Origin of the sequence: Streptomyces sp. NPDC052052 (genome assembly GCF_040680455.1) — a bacterium.
Taxonomy (GTDB): Bacteria; Actinomycetota; Actinomycetes; order Streptomycetales; family Streptomycetaceae; genus Streptomyces.
The window spans coordinates 287,105-312,405 of the sequence record NZ_JBFAWU010000004.1 but is presented as its reverse complement, the minus strand read 5'-3'; the positions used below and the strand labels follow the sequence as shown (position 1 = coordinate 312,405).

Below are 25,301 nucleotides of genomic sequence, written 5' to 3'. Positions count from 1 at the left end.
GGGTGCGTCAGATACGTTTTCGAGTCTCGCCATACGAGCGGCGAGCAGGCGGTGCCCGGCGTGTCGGATCAGGCCGAACGGTCGAGGGCGCGCAGCGAACGGTCGGTGATCGAGCGTGCGCCGCGCCCTATCGCGATGGTGCCGGACTGGACCAGCTCCTTGATGCCGTACTGCTCCAGCATCTTGAGCATGGCCTCCAGCTTGTCGGCGCCGCCGGTCGCCTCGATCGTGACGGCCTCCGGGGAGACGTCCACGGTCTTGGCGCGGAAGAGCTTGACGATTTCGACGATCTGGGAGCGGGTCTCGTTGTCGGCGCGGACCTTCACCAGGACGAGCTCACGCTGGATCGCAGCGGACGGCTCCAGTTCGACGATCTTCAGGACGTTGACCAGCTTGTTGAGCTGCTTGGTCACCTGCTCGAGCGGCAGGTCCTCGACACTGACGACGATGGTGATGCGCGAGATGTCGGGGTGTTCGGTGGTACCGACCGCGAGCGAGTCGATGTTGAAGCCGCGGCGGGAGAACAGCGCGGTGATCCGGGCGAGGACACCGGGCTTGTTCTCGACCAGGACGGAGAGCGTGTGCTTGGTGGACATGGAGTCGGTCTCTCTCTGTCTCTCAGTCGTCTTCGTTGTCGCCGAAGTCGGGGCGGACCCCGCGGGCGGCCATGACCTCGTCGTTGGAGGTGCCGGCGGCGACCATCGGCCACACCATGGCGTCCTCGTGGACGATGAAGTCGATCACGACGGGCCGGTCGTTGATGGAGTTGGCCTCCTCGATGACCTTGTCCAGATCGGCCGGGTCCTCGCAGCGGATCGCGTAGCAGCCCATGGCCTCGGACAGCTTGACGAAGTCCGGGACGCGGGTGCCCTTCGCCGGGATTCCCTCGGTGTCCGCACCGGACTGCAGCACGGTGTTGGAGTACCGCTGGTTGTAGAACAGGGTCTGCCACTGGCGGACCATCCCGAGGGCGCCGTTGTTGATGATGGCGACCTTGATCGGGATGTTGTTGAGCGCGCAGGTGGTCAGTTCCTGGTTGGTCATCTGGAAGCAGCCGTCGCCGTCGATGGCCCAGACGGTACGGTCCGGCGCGCCGGCCTTGGCTCCCATCGCGGCCGGAACCGCGTACCCCATCGTTCCGGCGCCGCCGGAATTCAGCCAGGTGGCGGGCTGCTCGTAGTTGATGAAGTGGGCGGCCCACATCTGGTGCTGGCCGACGCCCGCCGCGAAGATCGTGCCCTCGGGGGCGAGCTGACCGATGCGCTGGATGACCTGCTGCGGGGAGAGGCTGCCGTCCTCGGGCAGTTCGTAGCCGAGCGGGTACGTGTCGCGCCAGCGGTTGAGGTCCTTCCACCAGGCGCTGTAGTCGCCGACGTGCCCCTCGGTGTGCTCGGCCTGGACGGCCTGAACCAGGTCGGCCAGGACCTCGCGCGCGTCGCCCACGATCGGGACGTCGGCGGCGCGGTTCTTGCCGATCTCGGCCGGGTCGATGTCGGCGTGGACGATCTTGGCGTACGGGGCGAAGCTGTCCAGCTTGCCGGTGACGCGGTCGTCGAATCGGGCTCCGAGGGCGACGATCAGGTCGGCCTTCTGCAGCGCGGTGACGGCGGTGACCGCACCGTGCATGCCCGGCATTCCGACGTGCAGCGGGTGGCTGTCGGGGAATGCGCCGAGCGCCATCAGGGTGGTGGTGACGGGCGCTCCGGTGAGTTCCGCGAGGACCTTCAGTTCGGCGGTGGCCCCCGCCTTGATGACGCCGCCGCCGACGTAGAGCACCGGGCGCTTGGCCTGGGTGATCATCTTGGCGGCTTCGCGGATCTGCTTGGCGTGCGGCTTGGTGACCGGGCGGTAGCCGGGCAGGTCCTGGGTGGGCGGCCAGCTGAACGTGGTCTGCGCCTGCAGGGCGTCCTTGGCGATGTCGACGAGGACGGGGCCCGGACGGCCGGTGGAGGCGATGTGGAAGGCCTCAGCGATGGTGTGCGGGATGTCCTCGGCCCTGGTGACCAGGAAGTTGTGCTTGGTGACGGGCATCGTGATGCCGCAGATGTCGGCTTCCTGGAAGGCGTCGGTGCCGATGGCCTTGGAGGCGACCTGGCCGGTGATCGCGACCAGCGGGACGGAGTCCATGTTGGCGTCGGCGATCGGAGTGACCAGGTTCGTGGCACCCGGTCCGGAGGTGGCCATGCAGACGCCGACCTTGCCGGTGGCCTGCGCGTAGCCGGTGGCGGCATGCCCGGCCCCCTGCTCGTGGCGGACCAGCACGTGGCGGACCCGGGTGGAGTCCATCATCGGGTCGTACGCGGGAAGGATGGCACCGCCGGGAATGCCGAATACCGTGTCGGCCCCCACCTCCTCGAGGGAGCGGATGAGGGACTGCGCGCCCGTGACGTGCTCAACGGTGGCGGAGGACGATCCGCCGTTACGGGCCCGCGGCTGGGGATGGTGGGCCCCGGTGGCCTGCTCGGTCATCGGCATTCTCTTCTCGAAGCTGAGGTTCTTGCGGGTTTTTTACGAGGGTTTGCCTGGTACCAGTGCAACAAAAAACCCCTCGTGCCGTGAGGCAAGCGAGGGGAGCGCGCCGGGTGTGGTCTGCAGAGTGTCGAGGAGGGACTCTGCTTCAGCCGACGCGCTTTCCAAGTACGAGGATTCGGGTGCGCATGGCAATGACCCTCTCTCCGGCGCATGCGCCATGTCAAGTAGGTGGGACAGCCGTCTCAACATGTGAGCCGCCGAGCAGAGGGATCGAGCCACTGGACAGGGCCGGCTGGGCGGGGGTGCCGCCGGGGACCGGGAACGCGCCGTGGGCCAGGACGCGGCGCAGCCGGTACTCGTCGAGCGGCCCGGAGAAGGCCAGTCCCTGACCGTGGGTGCAGCCCATGGCGCGCAGCGCGAGGGCCTGCTCGGGTCCGTCGACCCCGTCGGCCACGGACTGCATGCCGAGGTCGCAGGCGATACGCAGCAGGCCGCTGGTGATCTTGTGCACCCGGGCGGACTCGGCGACTCCCTCCACGAGTCCGCGGTCGAGTTTCAGTACGTCGATCGGCAGCCGCCGCAGGGCGTTGATCGCGGCATGGCCGCTGCCGAAACCGTCGAGCGCGATCCGGACGCCGAGCCGGCGCAGTGCGACGAGACGCGGTTCGAGTTCGTCGACGGAGGTCCGCGGGTCGCTGTCGGCGACCTCGATCATCAGAGCGCCGGAGGGCAGCCCGTGCCGGGTGAGCAGCGCCTCGACCGAGTCGAACGGCGTCCCCTTTTCGAGGAGCCTGCGGGCCGGGAGCCGCACGGAGACCGAGACGGTGTGACCGGACCTGGACCGGTCGGCGGCCTGCTCGACGGCCTCCTCCAGGACCCAGCGGCCGAGTTCGGCGGTGCGGTCGCCGTCCTCGGAGATGCGGAGGAACTCGGCCGGGGTGAACAGGAGGCCCTGGGCGGAGCGCCAGCGGACCTGGGCGGCGACAGCGGCGACGGCGCCGCTGTCCAGATGCACCACGGGCTGGTGGAGCAGGGCGAACTCGCCGTCCCGCAGGGCTGTGCGCAGCCGGGTCGCGAGTTCGGAGCGGCGCACGACCTCGGCCTGCATCTGCGGGGCGTACAGCACGACGCGGTCCTTGCCGGCCGCCTTCGCCCGGTACATGGCGAGATCGGCGTTGCGCATGAGGTCGCTCGGGGTGATGCCGGGTTCGGCGAAGGCGACCCCGATGGAGGCCGCGACCCGGACCTCGCCGGCGCCGACGGGGTACGGCTGGGAGAGGGTGAGACGCAGCCGGTCGGCGATCTCGTGGATCCGGTACTCCTGGGCCGACTGGTCGCGGATGCCGTCGCCGAGGATGATGGCGGCGAATTCGTCACCGCCGAGGCGGGCGGCGGTGTCACCGGACCGTACGGACTCGTGGAGGCGGCGGGCCACCTGGACGAGGAGTTCGTCGCCGGCCTGGTGGCCGAGGCGGTCGTTGACCGCCTTGAAACCGTCGAGGTCGATGAAGAGCACGGCGGTACCGGGGTCGCCGGAACGACGGCCGCCGAGGGCCTGGCGTACCCGCTCGGTGAACAGGGCACGGTTGGGCAGGCCGGTGAGTGGATCGTGCTCGGCGTTGTGCCGCAACTGGGCCTGGAGCCGGACCCGTTCGGTCACATCACGGCTGTTGAGGATCAGCCCGCCCTGATGGCGGTTGACCGTGGATTCGACATTGAGCCAGTCGCCCCTGCCGGATCTGAAGCGGCACTCGATCCGGGTGGTGGGTTCGTCGGACGGCGAGGCGGCGAGGAACCGGCGCAGCTCATGGACCACCCGGCCCAGGTCGTCGGGGTGGATGATCGAGGCGAGCTCGGCACCGACCAGTTCCTCGGCCTCGCGTCCGTACACCCCCGCGGCTGCGGGGCTGACATAGCGCAGGACCCCGGTGGGGGCGGCGATCATGATGACGTCGCTGGAGCCCTGCACCAGGGAACGGAAGTGATTCTCCTTCTGTGCCAGCTCCTGGGTGAGGGCGATGTTGTCGACGAGCATGATGCCCTGCCGGACGACCAGGGCGAGCACCACCGTGCAGCCGGTGAGGACCACGACGCGGTCCACCCGGCGGCCCTCGATGACGTTGTACAGAATGCCGAGGGTGCACACGGCGGCGGCGAGATACGGCGTCAGCGCGGCCAGCGACCCCGCGATGGGCCGGCTGGTCGAACGCGGCGGACCCGGTGGCGGGAGGGATTCGTCCGCCGCACCGTTCGCACCCCAGGGCGCGTAGGCGAGGAGCAGCGAACCGGCGAACCAGCCCGCATCCAGCAACTGGCCCGAGTGGTAGCTCTGGCGCAGCAGCGGGGAGGCGAACAGGGTGTCGCACAGGACCGTCAGCGCGAGTGCGGCGACGGCGGTGTTCACCGCGGGGCGGTGGGCGCTGGACCGTCGGAAGTGCAGGGCCAGCACCATGGAGACCAGCACGATGTCGAGCAGCGGGTAGGCCAGCGCGAGCGCCGCCCGGGCCACGCTCGCCCCCTCGGCGTCCACCAGCTGCGCGGTGTGGGCGAGCGCGAGACTCCAGGAGAGCGTGAGGAGAGATCCGCCGATCAGCCAGGAATCCAGCACGAGACAGACCCATCCGGCCCGGGTGACGGGGCGTTTGGCGAGGACGAGCAGCCCGACGATGGCGGGTGGTGCGAAGCAGAGGTAGAAGGCGTCGGCGAGGGAGGAGCTGGGCATCTGGCGGCCGAGCACGACCTCGTACCAGCCCCAGACCGCGTTACCCGCCGCGGCCATGAGGGAGGAGAGCGAGAACAGCAGCCAGGCAGGCCGGAACCGGCCCTCGCCGGACCGCGCGTAGCGGAAGCAGGAGACGGCCGCGATCAGCGCGGCGGCACTGAGACCGAAATCTCCCATGACGAGCGCCAGTTGGGTGGATCCCCAGCCCAGGGCCGCCCCCACCGCGTACCCGGCACAGACGAGGCCGAGCAGGATCTGGGTGATCAGTGCGGATGCGCCACCGGCGGTCGGCCGCCGGGCGACGGACGCCCTGTTGGAACCTGCCGACGCGCTCACCGGAACGTTCCTCGCCCGGCGGTCTCGGGGCGTGGCTGCCGCCGGTGGTTCACGGGGCTCCGCTCCGGGTGTCCCGGCCGTGCCCCGGCGCCCGCCCTGCGGGCAGGGGTCGGAAAGCCCGGAACGGGACCCGGCCGCCGCCGGCCGCCTTGCCGGTCCGGTTCGTTCGACCACCTGCCGTGCATCGCCCGTCGCCCCCTCGCGTATCGCGTCCTCCCCGGCGCAGTCCCCTCCTCGGCGCAGCGCCCCTTGCGGGACGATACACCAAACCGGTCACACAGGGACATAGCTTATCTACGCTCAGTGACGACGCAGAGCGCTTCGGCGACAGTGCGCAGTCATATGGTCCCGAAGTGTGACCCGCGCTGCGGTCAGCCGGTGGTCCGTACAACGTTCTGCATCGGCTCCCCCGCGGCGAAACGGCTGAGCTGTCCGGCCACCAGACGTTTGGCGCGCGGCAGGAACGCCGACGTGCTGCCCCCGACATGCGGGGTGATCAGGACGTTCGGAGCATGCCAGAGGCGGTGGCCGGCGGGCAGCGGTTCCGGGTCGGTGACATCGAGGGCCGCGCGCAGTCGGCCGGACTCGAGCTCGCGCAGAAGCGCCGTGGTGTCGACGACCGGGCCCCGCGCGACGTTCACGAGCAGCGCCCCGTCCGGCATCGCGGCGAGGAAATCCGCGTCCACCAGCCCTTTCGTGGAAGGGTTCAGCGGGGTGGACAGGACGACGACATCGGCCTCGGGCAGGAGTGCGGGCAGGTCGTCGAGTGGGTGCACCGGTCCGCGTGCTGTGGTCCGTGCCGAGCGCGCGACGCGCGCCACCCGCGCGCACTCGAAGGGCGCGAGCCGGTCCTCGATGGCGGAACCGATCGACCCGTACCCCACGATCAGCACGGACTTGTCGGCGAGCGCGGGATAGAAGCCGGCCTTCCACTCCTCCTCGTCCTGGCCGCGGACGAACCCGGGGAAGCCCCGCAGCGATGCCAGGATCAGGGCCAGCGCGAGCTCCGCGGTGGACGCCTCGTGGACCCCTTGGGCATTGCACAGCCGTACCCCGGCGGGCAGCCGGTCCAGCACCGGCTCGACATGGTCGATGCCGGCGGTGAGCGTCTGCACGACCCGTACACGTGTCATGTCCATCAGTGGCCGGCTCACGATCGTTGCGGCCTTCATGTACGGCACGACATAGAAGGCGCAGTCGGCCGGGTCGGCCGGGTAGTCCTGCTCGCCGTCCCAGACGTGGTAGTCGAAACCCTCGGGAAGTCCGTCGAAACCCTCGGCGGGAAACGGCATCCATACAGCGGGCGTCCTGGTCGAAGTCATGGCCAGGAGGCTAACCCTCCGGAGGCTGCGCGAGGGGCGGTGGGCGGCAGAGGTTACTTTGGGGTCGGTGCGGTCCCGTGAGGGCGGGGCCGGGGTCCTGTCGTCACGGGACCTGAGGGAGGGTTCGGGGAGTTGGAGCGCAGGAGTCTCGGTGCGGCGGCGCTCGCCGTGGGTGCGGTCGGTCTTGGGTGCATGCCGATGAACTGGGCGTACAGCACGTCGCAGCAACGCGGTGACCGTGCGTCGCGTGCGCTGCACGCCGCGCTCGACGCGGGCGTCCAACTGCTCGACACGGCCGACATGTACGGCCCCTTCACCAATGAGCTGCTGGTGGGGCGGGCGCTGAAGGGGCGCCGTTCCGATGCCTTCGTCTCCACCAAGTGCGGTCTGCTGGTGGGCGATCAGCACATCGTCGCCAACGGCCGGCCCGGCTATGTGCGGCGGGCCTGCGATGCCTCGCTGCGGCGGCTGCAGACCGATGTGATCGATCTCTACCAGCTCCACCGGGCCGATCCCGAGGTGCCCGTCGAGGAGACCTGGGGCGCGATGGCCGAGCTGGTGACCGCGGGGAAGGTGCGAGCGCTGGGACTCTGTGCGGTCGGTGCGCGGGCTTCACGCCGTCCGGGTACCCGGATGTATGACGAGACGATCCGTCAGCTGGAACGGGTCCAGCAGGTCTTTCCGGTGAGCGCGGTCCAGGCGGAACTCTCGGTCTGGTCACGGGAGGCACTGGAGTCGTTGCTCCCGTGGTGTTCGGCGCGGGGCGTGGGCCTGGTGGCGGCGATGCCGCTGGGGAACGGCTATCTGACGGGCACGCTGACCCCGGGACAGGGCTTCGAGCCGGACGATCTGCGGGCCAGGCATCCGCGTTTCACGGCCGAGATGATGGCGGCGAACCAGCCGTTGGTGGCCGGGCTGCGCCGGATCGCCGAGCGGCACGGGGCGACCGCCGCGCAGGTGGCACTCGCCTGGGTGCTGCGGCAGGGGCCGCATGTGGTGCCGGTGCCGGGGACCAAGCGGGAGCGGTGGGCGGTGGAGAACGCGGGGGCGGCCGACCTGGTCCTGACCGCCCAGGACCTGATGGAGATCGCCCGGCTGCCCGCGGCACAGGGGTCGTGGGACTGAACTCCGGCCCCGCCTCCGTGATCACCGGTCGAGAAATGTGGCGGACATCCGCAACCCGGGGCGGGGCTGCGGTGTAAGAACAGGGGTCGGGTGGTCGTCGAAGGGACCGGTGTCGTGCGCGGTGTTCTGTTCGGATCTGTACAAGGCCCCGCGGATCGTCGCGGGCGGCGGGGCGTCCGCTCCGGAGCGGTGGCCGCTCTGGCCGCGGGCGCGCTGCTGCTGACCGCGGGATGTTCCCCGGGGGACGGCTCCGGCGGTACCCGGGGTGTGGGGCAGCTGCCGTCGCCGTCCCTGCCCACCCCCGCCTCCTCGGGCCCGTCGGCCTCGCCGTCCGCTTCGGTCTCCCTGCCGCCGGCGAAGGGCGCGGTGACGGTGGTCTCCACGCTCACCGAGGGCCTCGACTCCCCATGGGGGCTGGCGGAGCTGCCCGGCGGCGACCTGCTGGTCTCCTCCCGGGACCGGGGCACGATCACCCGGGTCGACGGGAAGAACGGCAAGAAGACCCTGCTGGGCACCGTGCCCGGGGTGGCGCCCGGCGGTGAGGGCGGGCTGCTGGGCATCGCGGTCTCCCCCACCTTCGGTTCGGACCACCTGGTGTACGCGTACTTCACCACCGCGTCCGACAACCGCATCGCGCGCATGCTGTACGACGAGGACGGCACGACGCCAGGACACCTGCTGGGCGCCCCGGACACGATTCTGCGGGGCATCCCGAAGGGCTCGATCCACAACGGCGGGCGGATCGCCTTCGGCCCGGACCACATGCTGTACGCGACCACAGGCGACACGGGGGACGGCGGTCTCGCCCAGGACAAGAAGTCGCTGGCCGGCAAGATCCTGCGGATGACCCCGGACGGCCTCCCGCTGCACGGGAATCCCGAGGCCGACTCCGTGGTGTATTCGTACGGTCACCGCAATGTCGAGGGGCTGGCCTGGGACGAGCACAAGCAACTGTGGGCGTCCGAATTCGGCCAGGACACCTGGGACGAGCTCAACCGGATCGTGCCGGGCGGGAACTACGGCTGGCCCGAGGCCGAGGGCAAGGCGGGGAAGCCGGGGTTCATCGACCCCGTCGCCCAGTGGAAGACCTCCGAGGCGTCCCCGAGCGGAATCGCGTTCGCCGAGGGTTCGATCTGGATGGCGGCCTTGCGCGGCGAACGGCTGTGGCGCGTTCCGCTGTCCGGCAAGGCCGACGGGGAACCTCTGGCCGCCCCGCAGTCGTTCCTCAAGGACAAGTACGGTCGGCTGCGCACGGTACTCGCCGCAGGCGGCGACCGGCTCTGGCTGGTCACGAGCAATACGGACACCCGCGGCACCCCCAAGCCGGGAGACGACCGGATCCTGGTGCTGAAGGTGCGGTAGCGGCGACAGCAGGTGAAGGGGCGTGCGGCGGTGTTCAACTTCTTCGAGGAACTCTTCGCGCCGGGCCGCAAGCACGCAGCCGAGGAGCAGAAGCGGCTGGAGCTGACCCGGGTGGACCTGGGTGTGGGCGACCCGGGGCGCGGACCGATCGACCTGGCCTCCGGAAAGGTGGTCGTCAGGGCGCCCGGCACCGGAGACGGTCCCGTTCCCGGGCAGGCCCCTGGAGCCGCGCCGGACCGGGTGGCGGCACCGGGGGCGGACCGCGCCGCGGCGCCGGAACCGGACGCGGTCGACGACGGCCTCGGGGAGATCCGGGGCGTCCCCGAGGACATCCCGGAGGAGCCTGCCGGGCCGGAGGCCGGGGACGCGTCCCCGAGCGGTCCGGAGGCCGGGCCGGACCCCTTTGCCGAGGCCGGGCCGGACGCCCGGCCCTGAGCAGGCCCGGGAGAGACGGGGGACGGAGGGGCGGGAAACGGCCCGGCGCGTCAGACGGTGTCCCGAGCCGGACTCACCCGCTGGTGGTCGGCAGAGCCACGATGAGGTCGAAGTACATGCCCACGGAGAGCAGCACGCCGAGGACGCCGAGCGCAATGCCGGCACTCGCCACGGCACGCACCCAGCCGGGCTGCGGGTCCGGAGACGGCGGGCCGAAGGCCGGGCGGACCAGGGCGAAGATGCCGACGAGGAGCGCGAGCAGTGCGAAGAGGCCGTTGACCAGCGCCGTGGCGTGCCAGGCGTCGCCGTAGATCTCGGAGATCTGCTGGGCCGCGGAGCTGCTGCTGGAGGTCTTGATCTGTCCGATCAGGGTCTCGCGCTCGGCGGCGACCTTGCCGGTCCAGGACCCGGTGAGCGCAACGACACCGAGGCCTGCGGCGGCCACGGCAGCGGCTGCGGAAGCCAGACCGGACGGCCTCCTACCGGAGTCCTCGGCGTCCGAGTCCGTGAGGTCGGAGTCCTCGGCGTCCAGGTCCGTGGGGTCGGACTCCTCGACGTCGCCGCCGGCCGCCACCTGCTCCCTTTCGGTATCGGCCTCTCCCGTGCCGGGGCCGTCCGCCACGTCCTTGGCGGGGTTCTCCTCGGCCTCGACTGCGGCGGGAGCGGTGGGGGTGGTGGGTTTCTTGGGCGTTCCGGTGTTCATGCACGGCACGCTAGACCGCCTGGATGAGAACCCTCTTAAGTACGGCAGTCACCGTGACGGGCTCGGGTGTGACGACAGCGCTGAGGGCTGTCCCGTTCCTCGCTGGTGGATCGGCCTCCGGTGCTGGATGCGTGGGATGTGACGCGTCACAAGATGGGAAGAAAAGCCCGCATATTGGCAGCATTCAGACGTTCCGGCAACACGGCGAAGTGCCGTGGCTGCATCGTGCGCCCGCCGGCGAACTCCGGTGGCAGCTCGACGGGGCCGGCATGAAGATGGTGTGAAACGCCATCCCCCTCAGGGGGTCTGATGAACTACAAGATCAGCGTCCTGTTCCGGGCCATACCCGTGCTCATGGGTGCCATATCGGCCGCACTGGGCGGATACGTACTGGCACACGCATCCGGGCCGAGCGCGCGCGTCGCAGGTCTGGTACTCATCTTCCTGGCGGCCATCTGCCTCTGTCTGTTCGCCACCGCGGCGACGATCATCAGGCAGCTCATCGGCCGTTACACCACCCTGGACCGTTTCCTCTACCCGGTCTTCGGCTTCGCCGTCAGCGGCGTCACCATGGGTTACGGGCTCTCGCTGCTCACCGAATCCCCACGACCGCCGCCCGATTTCATCGCGGGGCATGTGATCTTCGGCGTCGCCATGGTCTGCGTGTGCGTCTCGTGCGTGGCCACGGCCTCCACCCAATTCGTTCTGATCACCGAGAACTCGGCGCTGCCCGAGGGGTCGCCACCGCGCTCGCCGGCACCGTTCGGCCCCCTCGCCGTACGCATCCTGGTGACGCTTCCGGTCCTCGCGGCCCTGGCCACCTGGGCATGGGCCTTCACCCTGCTGGCAGGCGGGGGCGGTGGAATCGCGGCGGGGCGTTTCACCTCCGGACACGTGATGATCGGTCTGGCGCTCGTCTGCACCTGCCTGATCGGGCTGGTGGTCAGCATTCTGCGGCAGATCCAGAACACCTACACCCCGCAGGACCGCACCCTCTGGCCCGGTTCGGCTGCCGTCCTGGGGGCCATCGGCATCGTGTGGGGTCTGATCGTGATCTCCGTGCACACCCGGCCCACCCAACTGTCCGCCGCATTCGTGCTGATCGGGCTGGGGCTCATCTGCTGGAGCATCCTCAGCAAGGTGCTGCTGCTGGCACTTGTCTGGCGGCGGGAGGCGCCGCTGGCGAACCGGGTTCCGCTGATTCCGGTCGGTACCGCCCTGCTCTGTCTGTTCCTCGCGTCCTTCCTCTTCGAGTCGGCCGATTCCGCGGTGCTAGTCGCGGCCCGTGTCCTGATCGGTCTCGGCTGCATCTGCTTCTCGCTGTTCTCCATCGTCTCCATCCTGGAGGCCGGCACCAGTGGCGACGGAGACGACGGGAACGGTGGGACCACATCGACGACCGGGGCCGGGACGCAGGCGCCCGGAACCGGCAGCACCGGCTCCGCCGGCGGTGGACAGAAGTCCACATGAGCGACGATCAAGCTGTCAGTGTCCGACTCTAGGGTCGGCCCTATGACAGCAGACCTGGTCCAGGATTCATGGAACCGCATCGACGCGTGGCTGCGCGAGCACGCGCCTCACACGTTCGCCACGCTCCGACCGCCCGCGGGAGACAAGGAGATTGCGGCAGCACAAGAGGAACTGGGTGTCACGTTTCCTCCGGACCTGGTCGCTTCGCTGCTCCGGCACAACGGGGCCCTGGACGGACCAGAGGCTTTCCTGTTCAGCACGCACGACCGACTACTCGGAGTGAGTGGGATCCTCCGGGATACCGGGTTCATGCGCGCCATCGCCGAAGACCTTGACGAGGAGGAGGCCAAGAGCTACTGGCACCACGGCTACGTGAAGTTCGGTTCCTATGGGGCGACATCGGACGGTCTCATGATCGATTGCCGCACTGGGCGGGACTCCTTCGGTGCGATCGGACGCTTCTTCGACGAGACCGGCACCAGTTTCGGGCAGGCCGACTCACTGGGTGGCTATCTGGCAGAGCTGGCCGACCAGCTCGAGGTCGGCCAGGGCGCTGGTGCCGTTACGTTCAACGGTCGGCTGTTCTGGGAGTGCGCTATGCCGGCCCGCCCGGAGTGGGGCAGTGCCGACGAGTCTCTTCCCGCACCGGATGAGCAGCTACCGGAACTGGACCTTTCCTGCAGTCCCACCGACCTCCTGCACGTGAGCTATCTGGACGGATTTGAGGAACTCGGTGCACTGCTCGCGGTCTTGCCGCGTGAACAAGTGGCTGAGGCCGCTCGGAAGCAGCTGCGCAGACTGGCGGTCGAAACGGGCCTGAACAAGTACCCGGAGGTCAAGTCAGCCCTGGACGCGTTGGATCGGGGGGAAGCCCCACCACGGCCGGACCAGACCGACCCGCTGGCCCTGCGACTACGCAAGGTGCTTGTGCAGGCGAACACCCACCGAGACATCACTCGCAGGTGGGCCGCGGAGAAGATGGCCAGCGGGATCTGGGGCTCGCCTTACAGGTCCGTGTACGAGAGCGCGGGGATCCGGAGTCGTCTCACTGTCGACTGGCGTGCGGATCTGCATGCGGACCTGGGCAATCCGCCACTGCCACCGATACCTGACGATCGATTCTGGGGGACCCTGCGCAACCCCGCCATCGACTCCAGCTGGTACGCCGCTCAGTACACCCGAGATCAGGACTGATCCCTGGGGCGTCGGTTTCCGCGTGAGCGCTCCCTATGGCGAGTCTCGCCATAGGGAGCGCTCAGTCACACCAGTACCGTCCTGCCGAGGGTCGTGTGACGTACCACTGGCCCGAGGAGAGCTGGGAGCAGTCCCTCGTCGGCCGCCTGCTTCTCCGCGTACCGCCGCAGCAGGGCGCACGCCGATTCCAGGTCGGTGGCGAAGGAGGCGAACGGGACCCACGGATCGACGAGGTCACGGGCCCGGTCCATGGGCGCGAGGAACTCCTCCACGTGCCGGATCTCCAGCGGGCGCAGCTCCGCTCCGTCGCCCCCCAGGGGCACCGCGAACATCATGCTCCTTCTCGTATCGCCGTACGGAGAACGGGGGCAACCGTTCTCCTGACCAACAGGATCACCGTGCTGTGACAGATCCGGGCAGCAGCCCGCCCGCGCCGCCCCCGAATCGCCCCCGGTCCTGCGGACGTTGACCGGTGCGGCTCTCACCCGGCAACCTTAATGACCGTCAATTATCGTTTCTGGGGGAACAGTTGAACAGCGCTTCGCACCACATCGGACCGGACTCCGCACCGGACAGATACCGCCTGCTCAATTCGATCGGCCGCGGCGGGGAGGCCGTCCTCTACCGTGCGGAGATCGAGCTCGACGGGGCGCCCGAGACCGTCGTGGTGAAGGTCCTGGACTCGAAGACCACGATCACCATCGAGCAGTTCCAGCGGCTCAGCGCGAAATGGCAGGAGCAGGCGGAGCTGCTGAGGTTCGTGAACCGTCCCGGTGTGGTGGGTGTACGCGAGCACTTCGAAGGGTCTCCCATCCACGGCCGCGGCGATGCCTCGACCGCGCCGGGTCGCGCACTCGTCCTGGTCATGAACCATGTGGAGGGTCTCGATCTGCGTGACTGGCGGGCCGAGCGGACCCTCTCCACCCCTGCGGAACGCCGTGAGGCGCTGCGGGCGCTCGAACAGATCGCGGACGTCCTGGACTGGCTCCACTCGGGCCGGGCCACGCCTTCCGGCCGTACCGTCGTGCACGGCGACCTGTCTCCCGGCAATGTGATGGTCGACGAGCACGGCCAGGCCACTCTGGTCGACTTCGGGCTGAGCAAACTGACCGCGGACCACCAGACGGCCGAGGTCTGGTTCACTCCGGGATACGCCGCGCCGGAGGTCTTCGAGGGAAAGCGGACGCCGAACACCGACCGGTACGCGTTCGGTGCGATCGCTTACTTCCTGCTCAGCGGCCAGTCCCCGCCCGCCACCCCCGAGCAGCTTCGGGCGGCTCTGCTCGCGCTTCCGCAGGTCACGGCCGCCACCCCGGACCGGATCGAGCGCATCCTTCGGGTCTGCGCGGCCGAACCCGACCGGCGGCCGGAGAGTCTCTCGGCCTGGGTGAAGGACATCCGCTCGGCAGTCGTGTCGACGACGGTCAGCGGTCCGTCGGCCCGCGACGCCGCGCCGGGAGCCCCGGTGCGGGACGCGGTGCCGGGTGCCGTGCCGATGGCCGCGCCCCCGCCGCCGCTCCTGCCGCCCGGCACTCCGCCCGGTGGGTCGCCCGCGGCGGCGGACGCGGGCGCTCAGCCCGGGTTCCCGCCGCCGATCACGGCCTCCGGTGACCCTGGTGTGCCGTTGCCCACGACGGTGAACCCCGGGCCGGTGACCGCTTCGTACACGGCGTCGGGCCACGCGCCCGAGCAGTCGGTCGCCGGGCACGCATACGCGGCGCAGCCACCGCTGACCCCGCAGGGGCCGTCGCAGCCCCCTGCTCCGCAGAAGAAGAAGCGGAAGACGCTGAGGGTGGTGCTCCCGGTGGTGGCCGTGCTGCTCGCCGCCGCGCTGGGCGCCCTGGGCGCACAGGCCATGCTGAACAACGACGACACGAACACCGACGGAGCCCACGGAACCGGCTCCTCCGCCGCCTCCACCCCGTCGGACACCGACGCCGGGGCGTCCTCCGAGGAGCCGGGAGACGGCAGTGGCGCCTCCTCCCCGTCGGGGGACCAGACCACGCCCGGCACCGTCGAGGAGGCCTCGGAGGTCTCCCTGACCACGATGACTCCCGTGGCCGAACCCGACGCGTTCGAAGTGGGATCCACCACCCTGAACACCCAGGTGCACAACGACGCGTTCGTGGCATCGCCGAGCTGCAACACCGAGCCCTATATGGAGTTCAATCTCAACCGGGCCTGGACCGACTTCGATCTGACCGCCGGGATCGACGACAACTCGAACTACGAGTCGGGGCGGCTCACCATCAAGGTGGACGACAAGACCGCCTGGACCGGAGAACTCACCCTGGGCAAGCCGCAGAAGCTGACACTGCCCGTGCAGGGCGGTCTGCGACTGCGCATCCATGTCGATTCCAACTGCGACGGTGCGGTGCTCACACTCGGCACTCCCCTCCTGAAGCGGTGACGGACGTCAGCGGACTCGGACTCTCCGCATGACTGAAGGGGCGGCGCACCCGGATCACAGGTGCACCGCCCCTTCAGGGACGTACGGGAACCCCCAGCAGGGGGCGGGATCAGCCCTCGACGCCGAGCTTCTCCAGGATCAGCTCACGGACCCGGGCCGCGTCCGCCTGGCCGCGGGTGGCCTTCATGACCGCGCCGACGAGCGCACCGGCCGCCGCGATCTTGCCGCCGCGGATCTTGTCCGCGATGGCCGCGTTGCCCGCGATGGCCTCGTCCACGGCCGCGCCCAGAGCGCCCTCGTCGGAGACGACCTTCAGGCCGCGCTTCTCGACGACGGTGTCCGGGTCGCCCTCGCCCGCGAGGACCGCCTCGATGACCTGGCGGGCCAGCTTGTCGTTGAGGTCGCCCGAGGTGACGAGCTCGGCCACCCTGGCGACCTGCGCCGGGGTGATGGGCAGCTCGTCGAGGTCGCGGCCGGTCTCGTTGGCGTTGCGGGCCAGCTCGCCCATCCACCACTTGCGGGCCTGGTCCGAGGGGGCGCCCGCGTCGGTCGTGGCGACGATCAGGTCGACCGCGCCGGCGTTGAGGATGGACTGCATGTCGTGCTCGGAGACGCCCCACTCCTCCTTCAGCCGGTTGCGACGCACCCGTGGCATCTCGGGGAGGCCCTTGCGGAGCTCCTCGACCCATGCGCGGGCCGGGGCGACCGGCACCAGGTCGGGCTCGGGGAAGTAGCGGTAGTCCTCGGCGTTGTCCTTGATGCGGCCGGCCGTGGTCGAGCCGTCCTCCTCGTGGAAGTGCCGGGTCTCCTGCACGATCGTGCCGCCCGTGCTCAGCACCGCGGCGTGGCGCTGGATCTCGAAGCGGGCGGCGCGCTCGACGGAACGCAGCGAGTTCACGTTCTTCGTCTCGGAGCGCGTACCGAAGGTCTCGGTGCCGTTGGGGCGCAGCGACAGGTTGACGTCGCAGCGCATCTGGCCCATTTCCATCCGGGCGTCCGAAACGCCGAGCGCCTTGATGAGCTCGCGGAGCTCGGCGACGTACGCCTTGGCGACCTCGGGGGCGCGTGCGCCGGCGCCCTCGATCGGCTTGGTGACGATCTCGATGAGCGGGATGCCGGCGCGGTTGTAGTCGAGCAGGGAGTGGGACGCGCCCTGGATGCGGCCGGTGGCACCGCCGACGTGGGTCGACTTGCCGGTGTCCTCCTCCATGTGGGCGCGCTCGATCTGCACCCGGAAGACCTCGCCGTCCTCCAGCTGGACGTCCAGATAGCCGTTGTAGGCGATCGGCTCGTCGTACTGCGAGGTCTGGAAGTTCTTCGGCATGTCCGGATAGAAGTAGTTCTTCCGGGCGAAGCGGCACCACTCGGCGATCTCGCAGTTCAGCGCGAGACCGATCTTGATGGCGGACTCGACGCCGATCTCGTTGACGACCGGCAGTGCGCCGGGCAGACCGAGACAGACCGGGCAGGTCTGGGAGTTGGCGTCCTGCTTGAGTTCGGTCGAGCAGCCGCAGAACATCTTGGTCTTGGTGCCGAGCTCGACATGGACCTCCAGGCCCATGACGGGGTCGTAGGACGCGAGCGCGTCCTCGTACGACACCAGGTCGGTGACAGTCACGGTGAAACTTCCCTCTCAGCCCAGCAGGACGTCGTCGTCGCCGAGGCGCTTCAGCTCGCGCAGCAGCAGGGCGATACCGGTGGCGATGGCGGCGGCGGAGACAACGGCGTCGACCAGACGGAGCGTGTCGTGTTCGAAGCGGGCCTTCCTGACCTGCTTGACGATGCCGAGTGCCCCGTAGGCGGTGGTGCCGATGGACATGTACGTACCGGTCTTGGACTTCTTGAAGCCCTTGGCCTTGGTCAGTGCGCTCACAACGAGGGAGCCTCCTCCAGCAGCGGGTGTCCCCACTTTTCCACGAAGGCGGCCTCGACGGCGGCTCCGACCTTGTACAGCCGGTCGTCCTTCATGGCGGGGGCGATGATCTGCAGTCCGACCGGCAGGCCGTCCTCCGGGGCCAGGCCGCAGGGCAGCGACATGGCGGCGTTTCCGGCGAGGTTGGTCGGGATGGTGCACAGGTCCGCGAGGTACATCGCCATCGGGTCGTCGGCGCGCTCGCCGATCGGGAAGGCGGTGGTGGGCGTCGTCGGGGAGACGATGACGTCGACCTGCTCGAAGGCCTTCGCGAAGTCCTGGGTGATGAGGGTGCGGACCTTCTGCGCCGAGCCGTAGTACGCGTCGTAGTAGCCGGAGCTGAGCGCGTACGTGCCGAGGATGACGCGGCGCTTGACCTCGTCGCCGAAGCCGGCCTCGCGGGTGAGCGCGGTGACCTCCTCGGCGGACCTCGTGCCGTCGTCGCCGACCCGCAGGCCGTACCGCATGGCGTCGAAGCGGGCCAGGTTGGAGGAGCACTCGGACGGTGCGATCAGGTAGTACGCCGACAGCGCGAGGTCGAAGGACGGGCAGTCCAGCTCGACGATCGTGGCACCGAGCGACTTCAGCAGCTCGACCGACTCGTTGAAACGCTGGACGACACCGGCCTGGTAGCCCTCACCGGAGAACTGCTTGACGACGCCGACGCGCATGCCCTCGACGCTGCCGTTGCGGGCGGCCTCGACGACCGGCGGGACCGGGGCGTCGATGGACGTGGAGTCGAGCGGGTCGTGCCCGCCGATCACCTCGTGCAGCAGGGCCGCGTCCAGGACCGTACGGGCGCAGGGGCCGCCCTGGTCCAGGGAGCTGGAGAACGCCACCATGCCGTAGCGGGAGACGCCGCCGTAGGTGGGCTTGACGCCGACGGTGCCGGTCACGGCAGCGGGCTGGCGGACGGAACCGCCGGTGTCCGTGCCGATGGCGAGCGGGGCCTCGTACGCCGCGAGCGCTGCCGAGGAGCCACCGCCGGAGCCGCCCGGCACCCGGGTGAGGTCCCACGGGTTGCCGGTCGGGCCGTAGGCGCTGTTCTCGGTGGAGGACCCCATGGCGAACTCGTCCATGTTGGTCTTGCCGAGGATGACGACGTCGGCGGCCTTCAGCTTCCTGGTGACGGTCGCGTCGTACGGCGGGATCCAGCCTTCGAGGATCTTGGAACCGACCGTGGTCGGGACGCCCTCGGTGGTGAAGAGGTCCTTCAGCGCGAGCGGGACACCGGCCAGCGGGCCCAGCTTCTCACCGGCCGCCTTCTTCGCGTCGACGGCGCGGGCCTGCGCGAGCGCACCCTCACGGTCGACGTGGAGGAAGGCGTTGACCTTCTCGTCGACCGCTGCGATCCGGGCCAGGTGCGCCTCGGTGACCTCGACGGCCGTCAGCTCTCCGGCCGCGATCTTCGCGGCGATCTCGGAGGCGGTGAGCTTGATGATGCTGTTGTCCGTCATGGCTGTCAGTCCTCCCCCAGGATCTGCGGCACCTTGAAACGCTGCTGCTCCTGGGCCGGGGCGCCGGAGAGCGCCTGCTCGGGGGTGAGCGACGGACGGACCTCGTCCGCGCGCATGACGTTGGTCAGCGGCAGCGGGTGGGAGGTCGGCGGTACGTCTTGGTCGGCGACCTCGGAGACGCGGGCGACCGCGCCGATGATGTCGTCCAGCTGTCCGGCGAAGTGGTCGAGCTCTTCGGCCTTCAGCTCCAGACGCGCCAGCCGGGCGAGGTGGGCGACCTCCTCGCGCGTGATGCCAGGCATGCAGCGATCCTCAGGGGTTGGTGTGCGTGCGGTTTTAGCCCAATCCTATGGGGTCGCCCGCATGCGCTTCCGCCACCTGGTCGAACGCCCTGGTCAGCAGCCGGTCCGAGCCCTGCCCGTCCGGTCCGGACAGCGGGGGCACCGGACCCCGGTCCCGCCCGGCGGCGGGGGCCGCCCCACGAACCGGGATGACGGAGGGTCGTGATGCGGCCACCCGGAGGAGTCGACAGAGGGGGCTGTCCCCTCTGCCGGCTCACGTCGTCGCGGGCCGGTTCAGGTCGTAGCGGGCCGCGACTCGACCGGCCGCTGGGGCGGCCGCTGCTCCAGCGCGGGCGTGGTGCCGGCGGGGCCCGGCCGCTGCCATCCGTGCTCCCCGCGCGCCCGCAGCCAGGCCGTCGCCTCCAGCGGCGGCATCGCGGCGGCGACCAGCCAGCCCTGCACCGCGTCGCAGCGCAGGTCCCGCAGCCGTTCCCAGGTCTCGTCGTCCTCGACCCCTTCCGCGACCACCAGCAGGCCCAGCGAGTGGGCCAGGTCGATGGTGCAGCGGACGATCTCCGCGTCCTCGTTGTCGACGGCCAGCCGCGCCACGAACGACCGGTCGATCTTGAGCTCGCTGACCGGCAGTCGGCGCAGATGGACCAGCGAGGAGTACCCCGTACCGAAGTCGTCGAGGGACATCTTCACGCCGTGCCCGGTGAGTCCGGCGAGGGTGTCGGCGGCGCGCTGCGGGTCCTCCAGCAGCACATGCTCCGTTATCTCCAGCTGCAGCGCCCCGGCCGGTACGCCGTGCCGGGCCAGTCGGGCCGCGACACCTCCCGCGAACCCGGGGGTGTGGACGTCGCGCGGGGAGACGTTCACCGCGACCGGGACGCACAGTCCCTGCGCCCGCCACCGGGCGACCTGGGCCAGGGCCGTCTCCAGGACGTACTCGGTGAGGTGCGGCATCAGGCCGGACGACTCGGCGATGGCGATGAACTCGTCCGGCGGGACCCGGCCCCGCTCCGGATGCACCCAGCGCACCAGCGCCTCCAGGCCGGCCACCTTGCCGTCGAAGCGGACCTTCGGCTGGTAGTGGAGCTCCACCTCGCCGGCGTCCAGCGCGCGCCGCAGGTCGCCCAGGAGTCCGAGCCGGTCCGGGGTGTTGCTGTCCCGCTTCGACTCGTACACCTCGACGCCCGTGCGGTCGCGCTTGGCCTGGTACATCGCCACGTCCGCGCGCCGGAGCAGCCCTTCGGCGTCCAGCGCGTGGTCCGGGTAGACGGAGACGCCGGCGCTCGCCTCCAGCACCAGGGTCAGGCCGTCGAGGTCCAGCGGGGACGACAGCTCGGCGACCAGATGGCGGGCGACCCGCTGGGCGCTGGTGGTGGAGTCCGCGGTCGGCAGGAGCACGGCGAACTCGTCACCGCCGAGCCGTGCGGCCTCCGCTCCCCGCGGGAGTGCGAGCTTGAGGCGGTCCGCTATCTGCAGCAGCAGCCGGTCGCCCGCCAGATGTCCGAGGGTGTCGTTGACCGCACGGAAACGGTCGAGGTCGATCAGGACGAGAGCGGATCGGGCACCGATGGATTCGGCGTCCTCCAGAGCCGCCCAGGCGCGTTCCAGCAGCCACTGCCGGTTGGGCAGTCCGGTCAGCGGGTCGCGCAGCTGCTCCTCGGCCCGCGCCCGGGCGATCCAGAGAGTCGAGTCAAGGGCGAACAGCGGGACCGCGAACAGCGGCAGGAGTATGGGTTTGGCCGTCGCGACGACGCAGATCAACGGTGCGATGGCGAGCAGGGCGACCGCGAAGAGGCCCTGGCGCAGCAGGGCGGTCCGGGCGACGGTCGGCAGCCCGCCGCCCTGGGGGGCCCGCGCGTACCACAGCAGGACCCGGGTCACCAGGAGGTAGGTGGAGGCGGCCAGGAGGACCTCCGGGACGGCACCGAAGCTCCAGCAGGACGGATGCCAGGGCTCCTCGACGGTCTGCCCCTCGCCGAACGCGGCGAGCACCAGGGCCGCCGCGCCGATCCCCAGGATGTCCACCGCGCCGTGCACCAGCCCCTGCCGCCAGCAGTGTCTGCGGGCCGCCCCGACGAGCACGACGACCACCAGGCTGACCAGACCGGCGGGCACCCAGCCGTAGAGGAGCAGCACGGCGAGGGTGAGTGCCGCCCCGGAACCGGTACCGCCCCACCAGCGGTCGCGTCCGAGCGCGACCAGGTGACCGACGACCATCCCGGTGAGGAGGGCGAGGGACCAACCGACCGTGCCGTCGGGGAAGAGCGCGTGTCCCTCGCTCACGGTCCGGTAGAAACCGGTCGCGAGCTGGACGGCGGCGATGGCCACGATACCGGCGCCCATGGTGGGCGTGAGGCCGAAGAAACCCTGCAGCCGCGACACCGGTGCGGCGCTCTCGGTCGGTTCCATCCCGTCCCTCTCACAGCCGGCGGTGCCGATGTCACCCGATGGTTCGACCCCGTGCCGACACCACGCGAATCTCCACCCGTGGCCGGGCACGGCAGGTGCACCTCTCAACAGTAGGCCGCACAGGGCTTCCACGGGCAGCGCTCGGCAGCTCTTGCCCACATGCGGCCTGATCGCTCATCAGTATCTGCTATGCGCCGATCAGGCGAACCCACCACCCAACAGCATCTCTTGCCCCTCCCGCCTCGTACACCCCTTCTACACCTATTTGTTGCCCCTCCGACAGCCCCAGTCCCACAATTTTCGCGCCCCTTCGCAGCGGTCTGTCCCGTTACGCCGGTTCTTCGGCGGGTACGGCCGCTTCGCGTGCGGCGTCGGCCCCCTCTTCGAGCAGCACGGCGAAGCCGTCCTCGTCCAGCACGGGCACCTTCAACTGCATCGCCTTGTCGTACTTGGAGCCGGGGTTGTCGCCGACGACCACGAAGGAGGTCTTCTTCGAGACGGAGCCCGTGACCTTCGCTCCCCGGCTCTGGAGTGCCTCTTTCGCACCGTCCCTGGTGTGTCCGGTCAGCGTGCCGGTGACGACGACCGTGAGGCCTTCGAGCGGGCGCGGGCCCGCTTCCTCCCCCGCCCCCTCGTCCTCCATCCGGACCCCGGCCTCACGCCACTTGCGCAGGATCTCCCGGTGCCAGTCCTCGGCGAACCACTGCTTCACCGAGGCGGCGATGATGGGACCGACCCCTTCGGTGTCGGCGAGCTCCTGTTCGCTCGCCGCGTCGATCCGGTCGATGGAACGGAACTGACGGGCCAGCGCCTCGGCCGCGACCGGGCCGACATGACGGATGGAGAGCCCGGTGAGGATGCGGGCCAGCGGGGCCTCCTTCGCCGCGGCGATGGCGTCGAGCATGGCCAGGGCGTTCTTCTTCGGCTCGCCCTGCTGGTTGGCGAAGACCCAGGCGGTCTTCTCCTCGCCGGTCTTCGGGTCGCGCTTGGGCAGTCCGCTGTCCTGGTCCAGGACATGGGCCCGGATCGGCAACAGCTGATCGACGGTCAGCCCGAAGAGGTCGCCCTCGTCGCGCAGCGGCGGCTCGGCCGGCTCCAGCGGCCTGGTCAGGGCCGCGGCCGCGACATAGCCGAAGTGATCGATGTCGAGGCACTTGCGGCCCGCGAGATAGGCGAGGCGCTCCCGCAACTGGGCGGGGCAGGAGCGCGCGTTGGGGCAGCGGACATCGACGTCGGCCTCCTTCATGGGCCGCAGCTCCGTCCCGCATTCCGGGCAGTGCGACGGCATCACGAACGCCTGCTCGGTGCCGTCGCGCAGATCGACGACCGGGCCGAGGATCTCCGGGATCACGTCGCCCGCCTTGCGGAGCACCACGGTGTCCCCGATGAGGACGCCCTTCGCCTTCACCACGTTCTGGTTGTGGAGGGTGGCGAACTCGACCTCGGAGCCCGCCACCACGACCGGCTCGACCTGGGCGTACGGGGTGACCCGGCCGGTGCGCCCGACACCGACCCGGATGTTGACCAGCTTGGTGTTGACCTCCTCCGGCGGGTACTTCCAGGCGATCGCCCAGCGCGGGGCGCGCGAGGTGGAGCCGAGGCGCCCCTGGAGCGGGATCTCGTCGATCTTGACGACCACGCCGTCGATCTCGTGCTCCACGGAGTGGCGGTTCTCACCGAAGTACGCGATGAACTCCCGCACGGCACCGAGGGAGTCCACCACCCTGTTGTGCCTGGCGGTGGGCAGACCCCACTCGTGCAGCAGCTCGTAGGCGTGCGAGAGGCAGTCGATGTCGAAGCCCTCCCGGGCGCCGATGCCGTGCACCACCATGTGCAGCGGGCGGGTGGCGGTGACCTTCGGGTCCTTCTGGCGCAGTGAACCGGCTGCCGCGTTGCGCGGGTTGGCGAAGGGTTTGTCGTCGGCCTCGACGAGGCGGGCGTTGAGCTCCTCGAAGGCCTCCATCGGGAAGAAGACCTCGCCGCGGATCTCGACCAGCGCCGGAACCCGGTCGCCCTTCAGCCGGTGCGGGATCTCGGCGATCGTACGGATGTTGGGGGTGATGTCCTCGCCGGTGCGGCCGTCGCCGCGGGTCGCCGCCCGGGTCAGCCGCCCGTGCTCGTAGGTGAGGTTGACGGCCAGTCCGTCGACCTTCAGCTCACACAGGAAGTGGTGGTCGGTGGTGCCGATCTCCCGGGCGATCCGCTCGCCCCAGGCGGCCAGCTCCAGGTCGTCGAAGGCGTTGTCCAGCGAGAGCATCCGCTCGCGGTGCTCGACCGAGGTGAAGGCCGTCTGGTACGGGCCGGCGACCTTCTGCGTCGGCGAATCCGGCGTGCGCAGCTGGGGATACGTCTCCTCCAGCGCCTCCAGCGTGCGCATCAGCTGGTCGAACTCGGCGTCGCTGACGACCGGCTGGTCGTTCACGTAGTACCGGAAGCGGTGCTCCTCGATCTGCTCGGCGAGGAGTGCGTGCTGCTCCTGAGCCTGTGCGGGCACTGCCGTCTGCTGGTCGCCGGCCATGGTGTCGTCCTCCCGTTACCCGTTGCCCCGTTACTCAGGGTTGTCTGCGAGCGATCTCGCGGCCCGGGCGCAGTGGGCGAGCGCGGCACGGGCGTACGCGGGCGAGGCACCCGCGAGCCCGCACGACGGGGTGATCACCACGGACTCCGTCAGAGTCCCCGGGTTCAGCCCCAGCCTGCGCCAAAGCGTCCTGACACCCATGACGCTACCGCCCGGGTCGGACAATCGGCCCGAGGCGGGGTCGGTGCCCGGCACCACTCCGAGGAAGAGCTGGGTGCCGCCCTCGACCGCCTCCCCGATCGCGTCCTCCTCACGCTCGGTGAGCAGCGAGAAATCGACCGAGATGCCGTCGACCCCGGCGCGGCGAAGAAGCGCGAACGGTACGTCGGGGGCGCAGGAGTGCACGACGGTCGCCCCGTCCCCGGCCGCCGCCAGCACGTCGCGCAGGGCGCCCTCGACGATCTGACGGTCCACGGCCCGGTAGGTGCGGTAGCCGCTGGCCGTCCTGATCCGCCCCTGCAGTACGCCGGTCAGCGAGGGTTCGTCGAGCTGGAGGACCACCTCGGCTCCGGGCACCCTGCGCCGCACCTCGGCGAGATGGGTGCGCAGCCCCTCCGCCAGGGACTCCGCCAGGTCGCGGCAGGCCCCGAGGTCACCGAGCGCCGCCTCGCCGCCCCGACGTTCCAGTGCGGCGGCCAGCGTCCAGGGGCCCACGGCCTGGACCTTGAGCGGACCCTCGTACCCCTGGGTGAACTCCTCCAGCGCGTCGAGGTCCTCGCCGAGCCAGGACCTGGCGCGCCGGGTGTCGCGTCCGGGCCGGTCGCTGATCCGCCAGCCGCTGGGCTCGACATGGCCGTACAGGTCGACCAGCAGCCCGATGGTCCGCCCGATCATGTCGGCGCCGGGCCCGCGGGCCGGGAGTTCGGCCAGGTACGGCAGGCCCTCGCCTCCCGCGAAGGAGCCGGTGACGGTCTTGGCCGCCTCCCGTGCGTCGCCCCCGGGCATGGATCCGATTCCGGTGGCCGGGCACCGGCTGAACTCGCTCTTCTCGCTCACCCGGGAAGCCTATAAGGGCGGTCCGGCCCGCCCGGTCGGCGGCGGCCACGGGCTGGCGAGCGGGTCGGCGGACGGCCCCGGCCGGGGAGCGGCCGGGCAGAGGCG

General features: G+C 70.2%; 18 protein-coding genes and 1 pseudogene. 6 read left to right on the top strand and 13 right to left on the bottom strand.

The window, feature by feature from the left end:
• Window positions 1-68: 68 nt before the first annotated feature.
• From ilvN to AB0L71_RS07225, 4 genes are all read right to left on the bottom strand, one after another.
• On the bottom strand, window positions 69-596 hold the full coding sequence (ilvN, locus tag AB0L71_RS07240) for an acetolactate synthase small subunit (protein ID WP_365239019.1): 528 nt from the start codon (window positions 594-596) through the stop codon (window positions 69-71).
• A gap of 22 nt (window positions 597-618) precedes the next feature.
• Window positions 619-2,475: an acetolactate synthase large subunit gene (locus AB0L71_RS07235; protein ID WP_365239016.1), complete on the bottom strand. Its 1,857-nt coding sequence runs from the start codon at window positions 2,473-2,475 to the stop codon at window positions 619-621.
• 217 nt (window positions 2,476-2,692) lie between these two features.
• Window positions 2,693-5,530 (bottom strand): EAL domain-containing protein, encoded by a 2,838-nt coding sequence (locus tag AB0L71_RS07230; protein ID WP_365239013.1) that lies wholly within the window; start codon window positions 5,528-5,530, stop codon window positions 2,693-2,695.
• Window positions 5,531-5,901: 371 nt separating this feature from the next.
• On the bottom strand, window positions 5,902-6,852 hold the full coding sequence (locus AB0L71_RS07225; protein ID WP_365239011.1) for a 2-hydroxyacid dehydrogenase: 951 nt from the start codon (window positions 6,850-6,852) through the stop codon (window positions 5,902-5,904).
• A 132-nt stretch (window positions 6,853-6,984) separates the two neighbouring features.
• On the opposite strand from AB0L71_RS07225, the gene AB0L71_RS07220 reads away from it, so the two are divergent.
• The 3 genes from AB0L71_RS07220 to AB0L71_RS07210 all read left to right on the top strand — a co-directional run bounded on the left by AB0L71_RS07220 (window position 6,985) and on the right by AB0L71_RS07210 (window position 9,774).
• On the top strand, window positions 6,985-7,977 hold the full coding sequence (locus tag AB0L71_RS07220) for an aldo/keto reductase (RefSeq protein ID WP_365239008.1): 993 nt from the start codon (window positions 6,985-6,987) through the stop codon (window positions 7,975-7,977).
• Window positions 7,978-8,166: 189 nt separating this feature from the next.
• On the top strand, window positions 8,167-9,339 hold the full coding sequence (locus tag AB0L71_RS07215; protein WP_365239006.1) for a PQQ-dependent sugar dehydrogenase: 1,173 nt from the start codon (window positions 8,167-8,169) through the stop codon (window positions 9,337-9,339).
• Between the two features lie 30 nt (window positions 9,340-9,369).
• Window positions 9,370-9,774, top strand: coding sequence for a DUF6191 domain-containing protein (locus tag AB0L71_RS07210; RefSeq protein WP_365239003.1), 405 nt, complete (start codon window positions 9,370-9,372; stop codon window positions 9,772-9,774).
• A 73-nt stretch (window positions 9,775-9,847) separates the two neighbouring features.
• On the opposite strand, the gene AB0L71_RS07205 is transcribed toward AB0L71_RS07210, so the two are convergent.
• The gene (locus AB0L71_RS07205) at window positions 9,848-10,477 is read right to left on the bottom strand and encodes a hypothetical protein (RefSeq protein WP_365239000.1); all 630 of its coding nucleotides are present in this window, start codon (window positions 10,475-10,477) and stop codon (window positions 9,848-9,850) included.
• 309 nt (window positions 10,478-10,786) lie between these two features.
• On the opposite strand from AB0L71_RS07205, the gene AB0L71_RS07200 reads away from it, so the two are divergent.
• Both AB0L71_RS07200 and AB0L71_RS07195 read left to right on the top strand, forming a co-directional pair.
• A complete protein-coding gene (locus AB0L71_RS07200) occupies window positions 10,787-11,947 on the top strand; it encodes a DUF2776 family protein (RefSeq protein WP_365238997.1) in 1,161 nt (386 codons plus the stop codon).
• A 42-nt stretch (window positions 11,948-11,989) separates the two neighbouring features.
• Window positions 11,990-13,141 carry an SMI1/KNR4 family protein gene (locus tag AB0L71_RS07195; protein ID WP_365238995.1) on the top strand — a complete coding sequence of 384 codons (1,152 nt, stop codon included), beginning with the start codon at window positions 11,990-11,992 and terminating at the stop codon, window positions 13,139-13,141.
• Between the two features lie 125 nt (window positions 13,142-13,266).
• Here the strand turns inward: AB0L71_RS07195 and AB0L71_RS07190 are convergent.
• Window positions 13,267-13,473: pseudogene (locus AB0L71_RS07190) on the bottom strand (RimJ/RimL family protein N-acetyltransferase); the annotation flags it as partial.
• A 197-nt stretch (window positions 13,474-13,670) separates the two neighbouring features.
• On the opposite strand from AB0L71_RS07190, the gene AB0L71_RS07185 reads away from it, so the two are divergent.
• On the top strand, window positions 13,671-15,551 hold the full coding sequence (locus AB0L71_RS07185; RefSeq protein WP_365238993.1) for a protein kinase: 1,881 nt from the start codon (window positions 13,671-13,673) through the stop codon (window positions 15,549-15,551).
• A 109-nt stretch (window positions 15,552-15,660) separates the two neighbouring features.
• On the opposite strand, the gene gatB is transcribed toward AB0L71_RS07185, so the two are convergent.
• The 7 genes from gatB to AB0L71_RS07150 form a co-directional block, all read right to left on the bottom strand.
• Entirely contained in the window at window positions 15,661-17,169 is a 1,509-nt protein-coding gene (gene gatB, locus AB0L71_RS07180; protein WP_365238991.1) for an Asp-tRNA(Asn)/Glu-tRNA(Gln) amidotransferase subunit GatB, read from the bottom strand.
• A gap of 15 nt (window positions 17,170-17,184) precedes the next feature.
• Window positions 17,185-17,424, bottom strand: coding sequence for a hypothetical protein (locus tag AB0L71_RS07175; protein WP_365238989.1), 240 nt, complete (start codon window positions 17,422-17,424; stop codon window positions 17,185-17,187).
• Window positions 17,421-18,920 carry an Asp-tRNA(Asn)/Glu-tRNA(Gln) amidotransferase subunit GatA gene (gatA, locus tag AB0L71_RS07170; protein ID WP_365238988.1) on the bottom strand — a complete coding sequence of 500 codons (1,500 nt, stop codon included), beginning with the start codon at window positions 18,918-18,920 and terminating at the stop codon, window positions 17,421-17,423. Before gatA ends, AB0L71_RS07175 begins: the two co-directional genes overlap by 4 nt.
• Before the next feature lie 5 nt (window positions 18,921-18,925).
• On the bottom strand, window positions 18,926-19,222 hold the full coding sequence (gatC, locus tag AB0L71_RS07165) for an Asp-tRNA(Asn)/Glu-tRNA(Gln) amidotransferase subunit GatC (RefSeq protein ID WP_010984178.1): 297 nt from the start codon (window positions 19,220-19,222) through the stop codon (window positions 18,926-18,928).
• Window positions 19,223-19,495: 273 nt separating this feature from the next.
• Window positions 19,496-21,622: a bifunctional diguanylate cyclase/phosphodiesterase gene (locus AB0L71_RS07160; protein WP_365238985.1), complete on the bottom strand. Its 2,127-nt coding sequence runs from the start codon at window positions 21,620-21,622 to the stop codon at window positions 19,496-19,498.
• 328 nt (window positions 21,623-21,950) lie between these two features.
• Window positions 21,951-24,140, bottom strand: a complete 2,190-nt coding sequence (gene ligA / locus AB0L71_RS07155) for an NAD-dependent DNA ligase LigA (protein WP_365238982.1) — start codon at window positions 24,138-24,140, stop codon at window positions 21,951-21,953.
• Window positions 24,141-24,170: 30 nt separating this feature from the next.
• A complete protein-coding gene (locus AB0L71_RS07150; protein WP_365238980.1) occupies window positions 24,171-25,196 on the bottom strand; it encodes a methionine synthase in 1,026 nt (341 codons plus the stop codon).
• Window positions 25,197-25,301 lie beyond the last annotated feature (105 nt).

Coding starts and splice junctions, on each gene's coding strand:
- ilvN (WP_365239019.1), bottom strand. CDS start 596: ATGTCCACCAAGCACACGCTCTCCGTCCTGGTCGAGAACAAGCCCGGT.
- AB0L71_RS07235 (WP_365239016.1), bottom strand. CDS start 2,475: ATGCCGATGACCGAGCAGGCCACCGGGGCCCACCATCCCCAGCCGCGG.
- AB0L71_RS07225 (WP_365239011.1), bottom strand. CDS start 6,852: ATGACTTCGACCAGGACGCCCGCTGTATGGATGCCGTTTCCCGCCGAG.
- AB0L71_RS07205 (WP_365239000.1), bottom strand. CDS start 10,477: ATGAACACCGGAACGCCCAAGAAACCCACCACCCCCACCGCTCCCGCC.
- AB0L71_RS07200 (WP_365238997.1), top strand. CDS start 10,787: ATGAACTACAAGATCAGCGTCCTGTTCCGGGCCATACCCGTGCTCATG.
- AB0L71_RS07195 (WP_365238995.1), top strand. CDS start 11,990: ATGACAGCAGACCTGGTCCAGGATTCATGGAACCGCATCGACGCGTGG.
- gatA (WP_365238988.1), bottom strand. CDS start 18,920: ATGACGGACAACAGCATCATCAAGCTCACCGCCTCCGAGATCGCCGCG.
- gatC (WP_010984178.1), bottom strand. CDS start 19,222: ATGCCTGGCATCACGCGCGAGGAGGTCGCCCACCTCGCCCGGCTGGCG.
- AB0L71_RS07160 (WP_365238985.1), bottom strand. CDS start 21,622: ATGGAACCGACCGAGAGCGCCGCACCGGTGTCGCGGCTGCAGGGTTTC.
- ligA (WP_365238982.1), bottom strand. CDS start 24,140: ATGGCCGGCGACCAGCAGACGGCAGTGCCCGCACAGGCTCAGGAGCAG.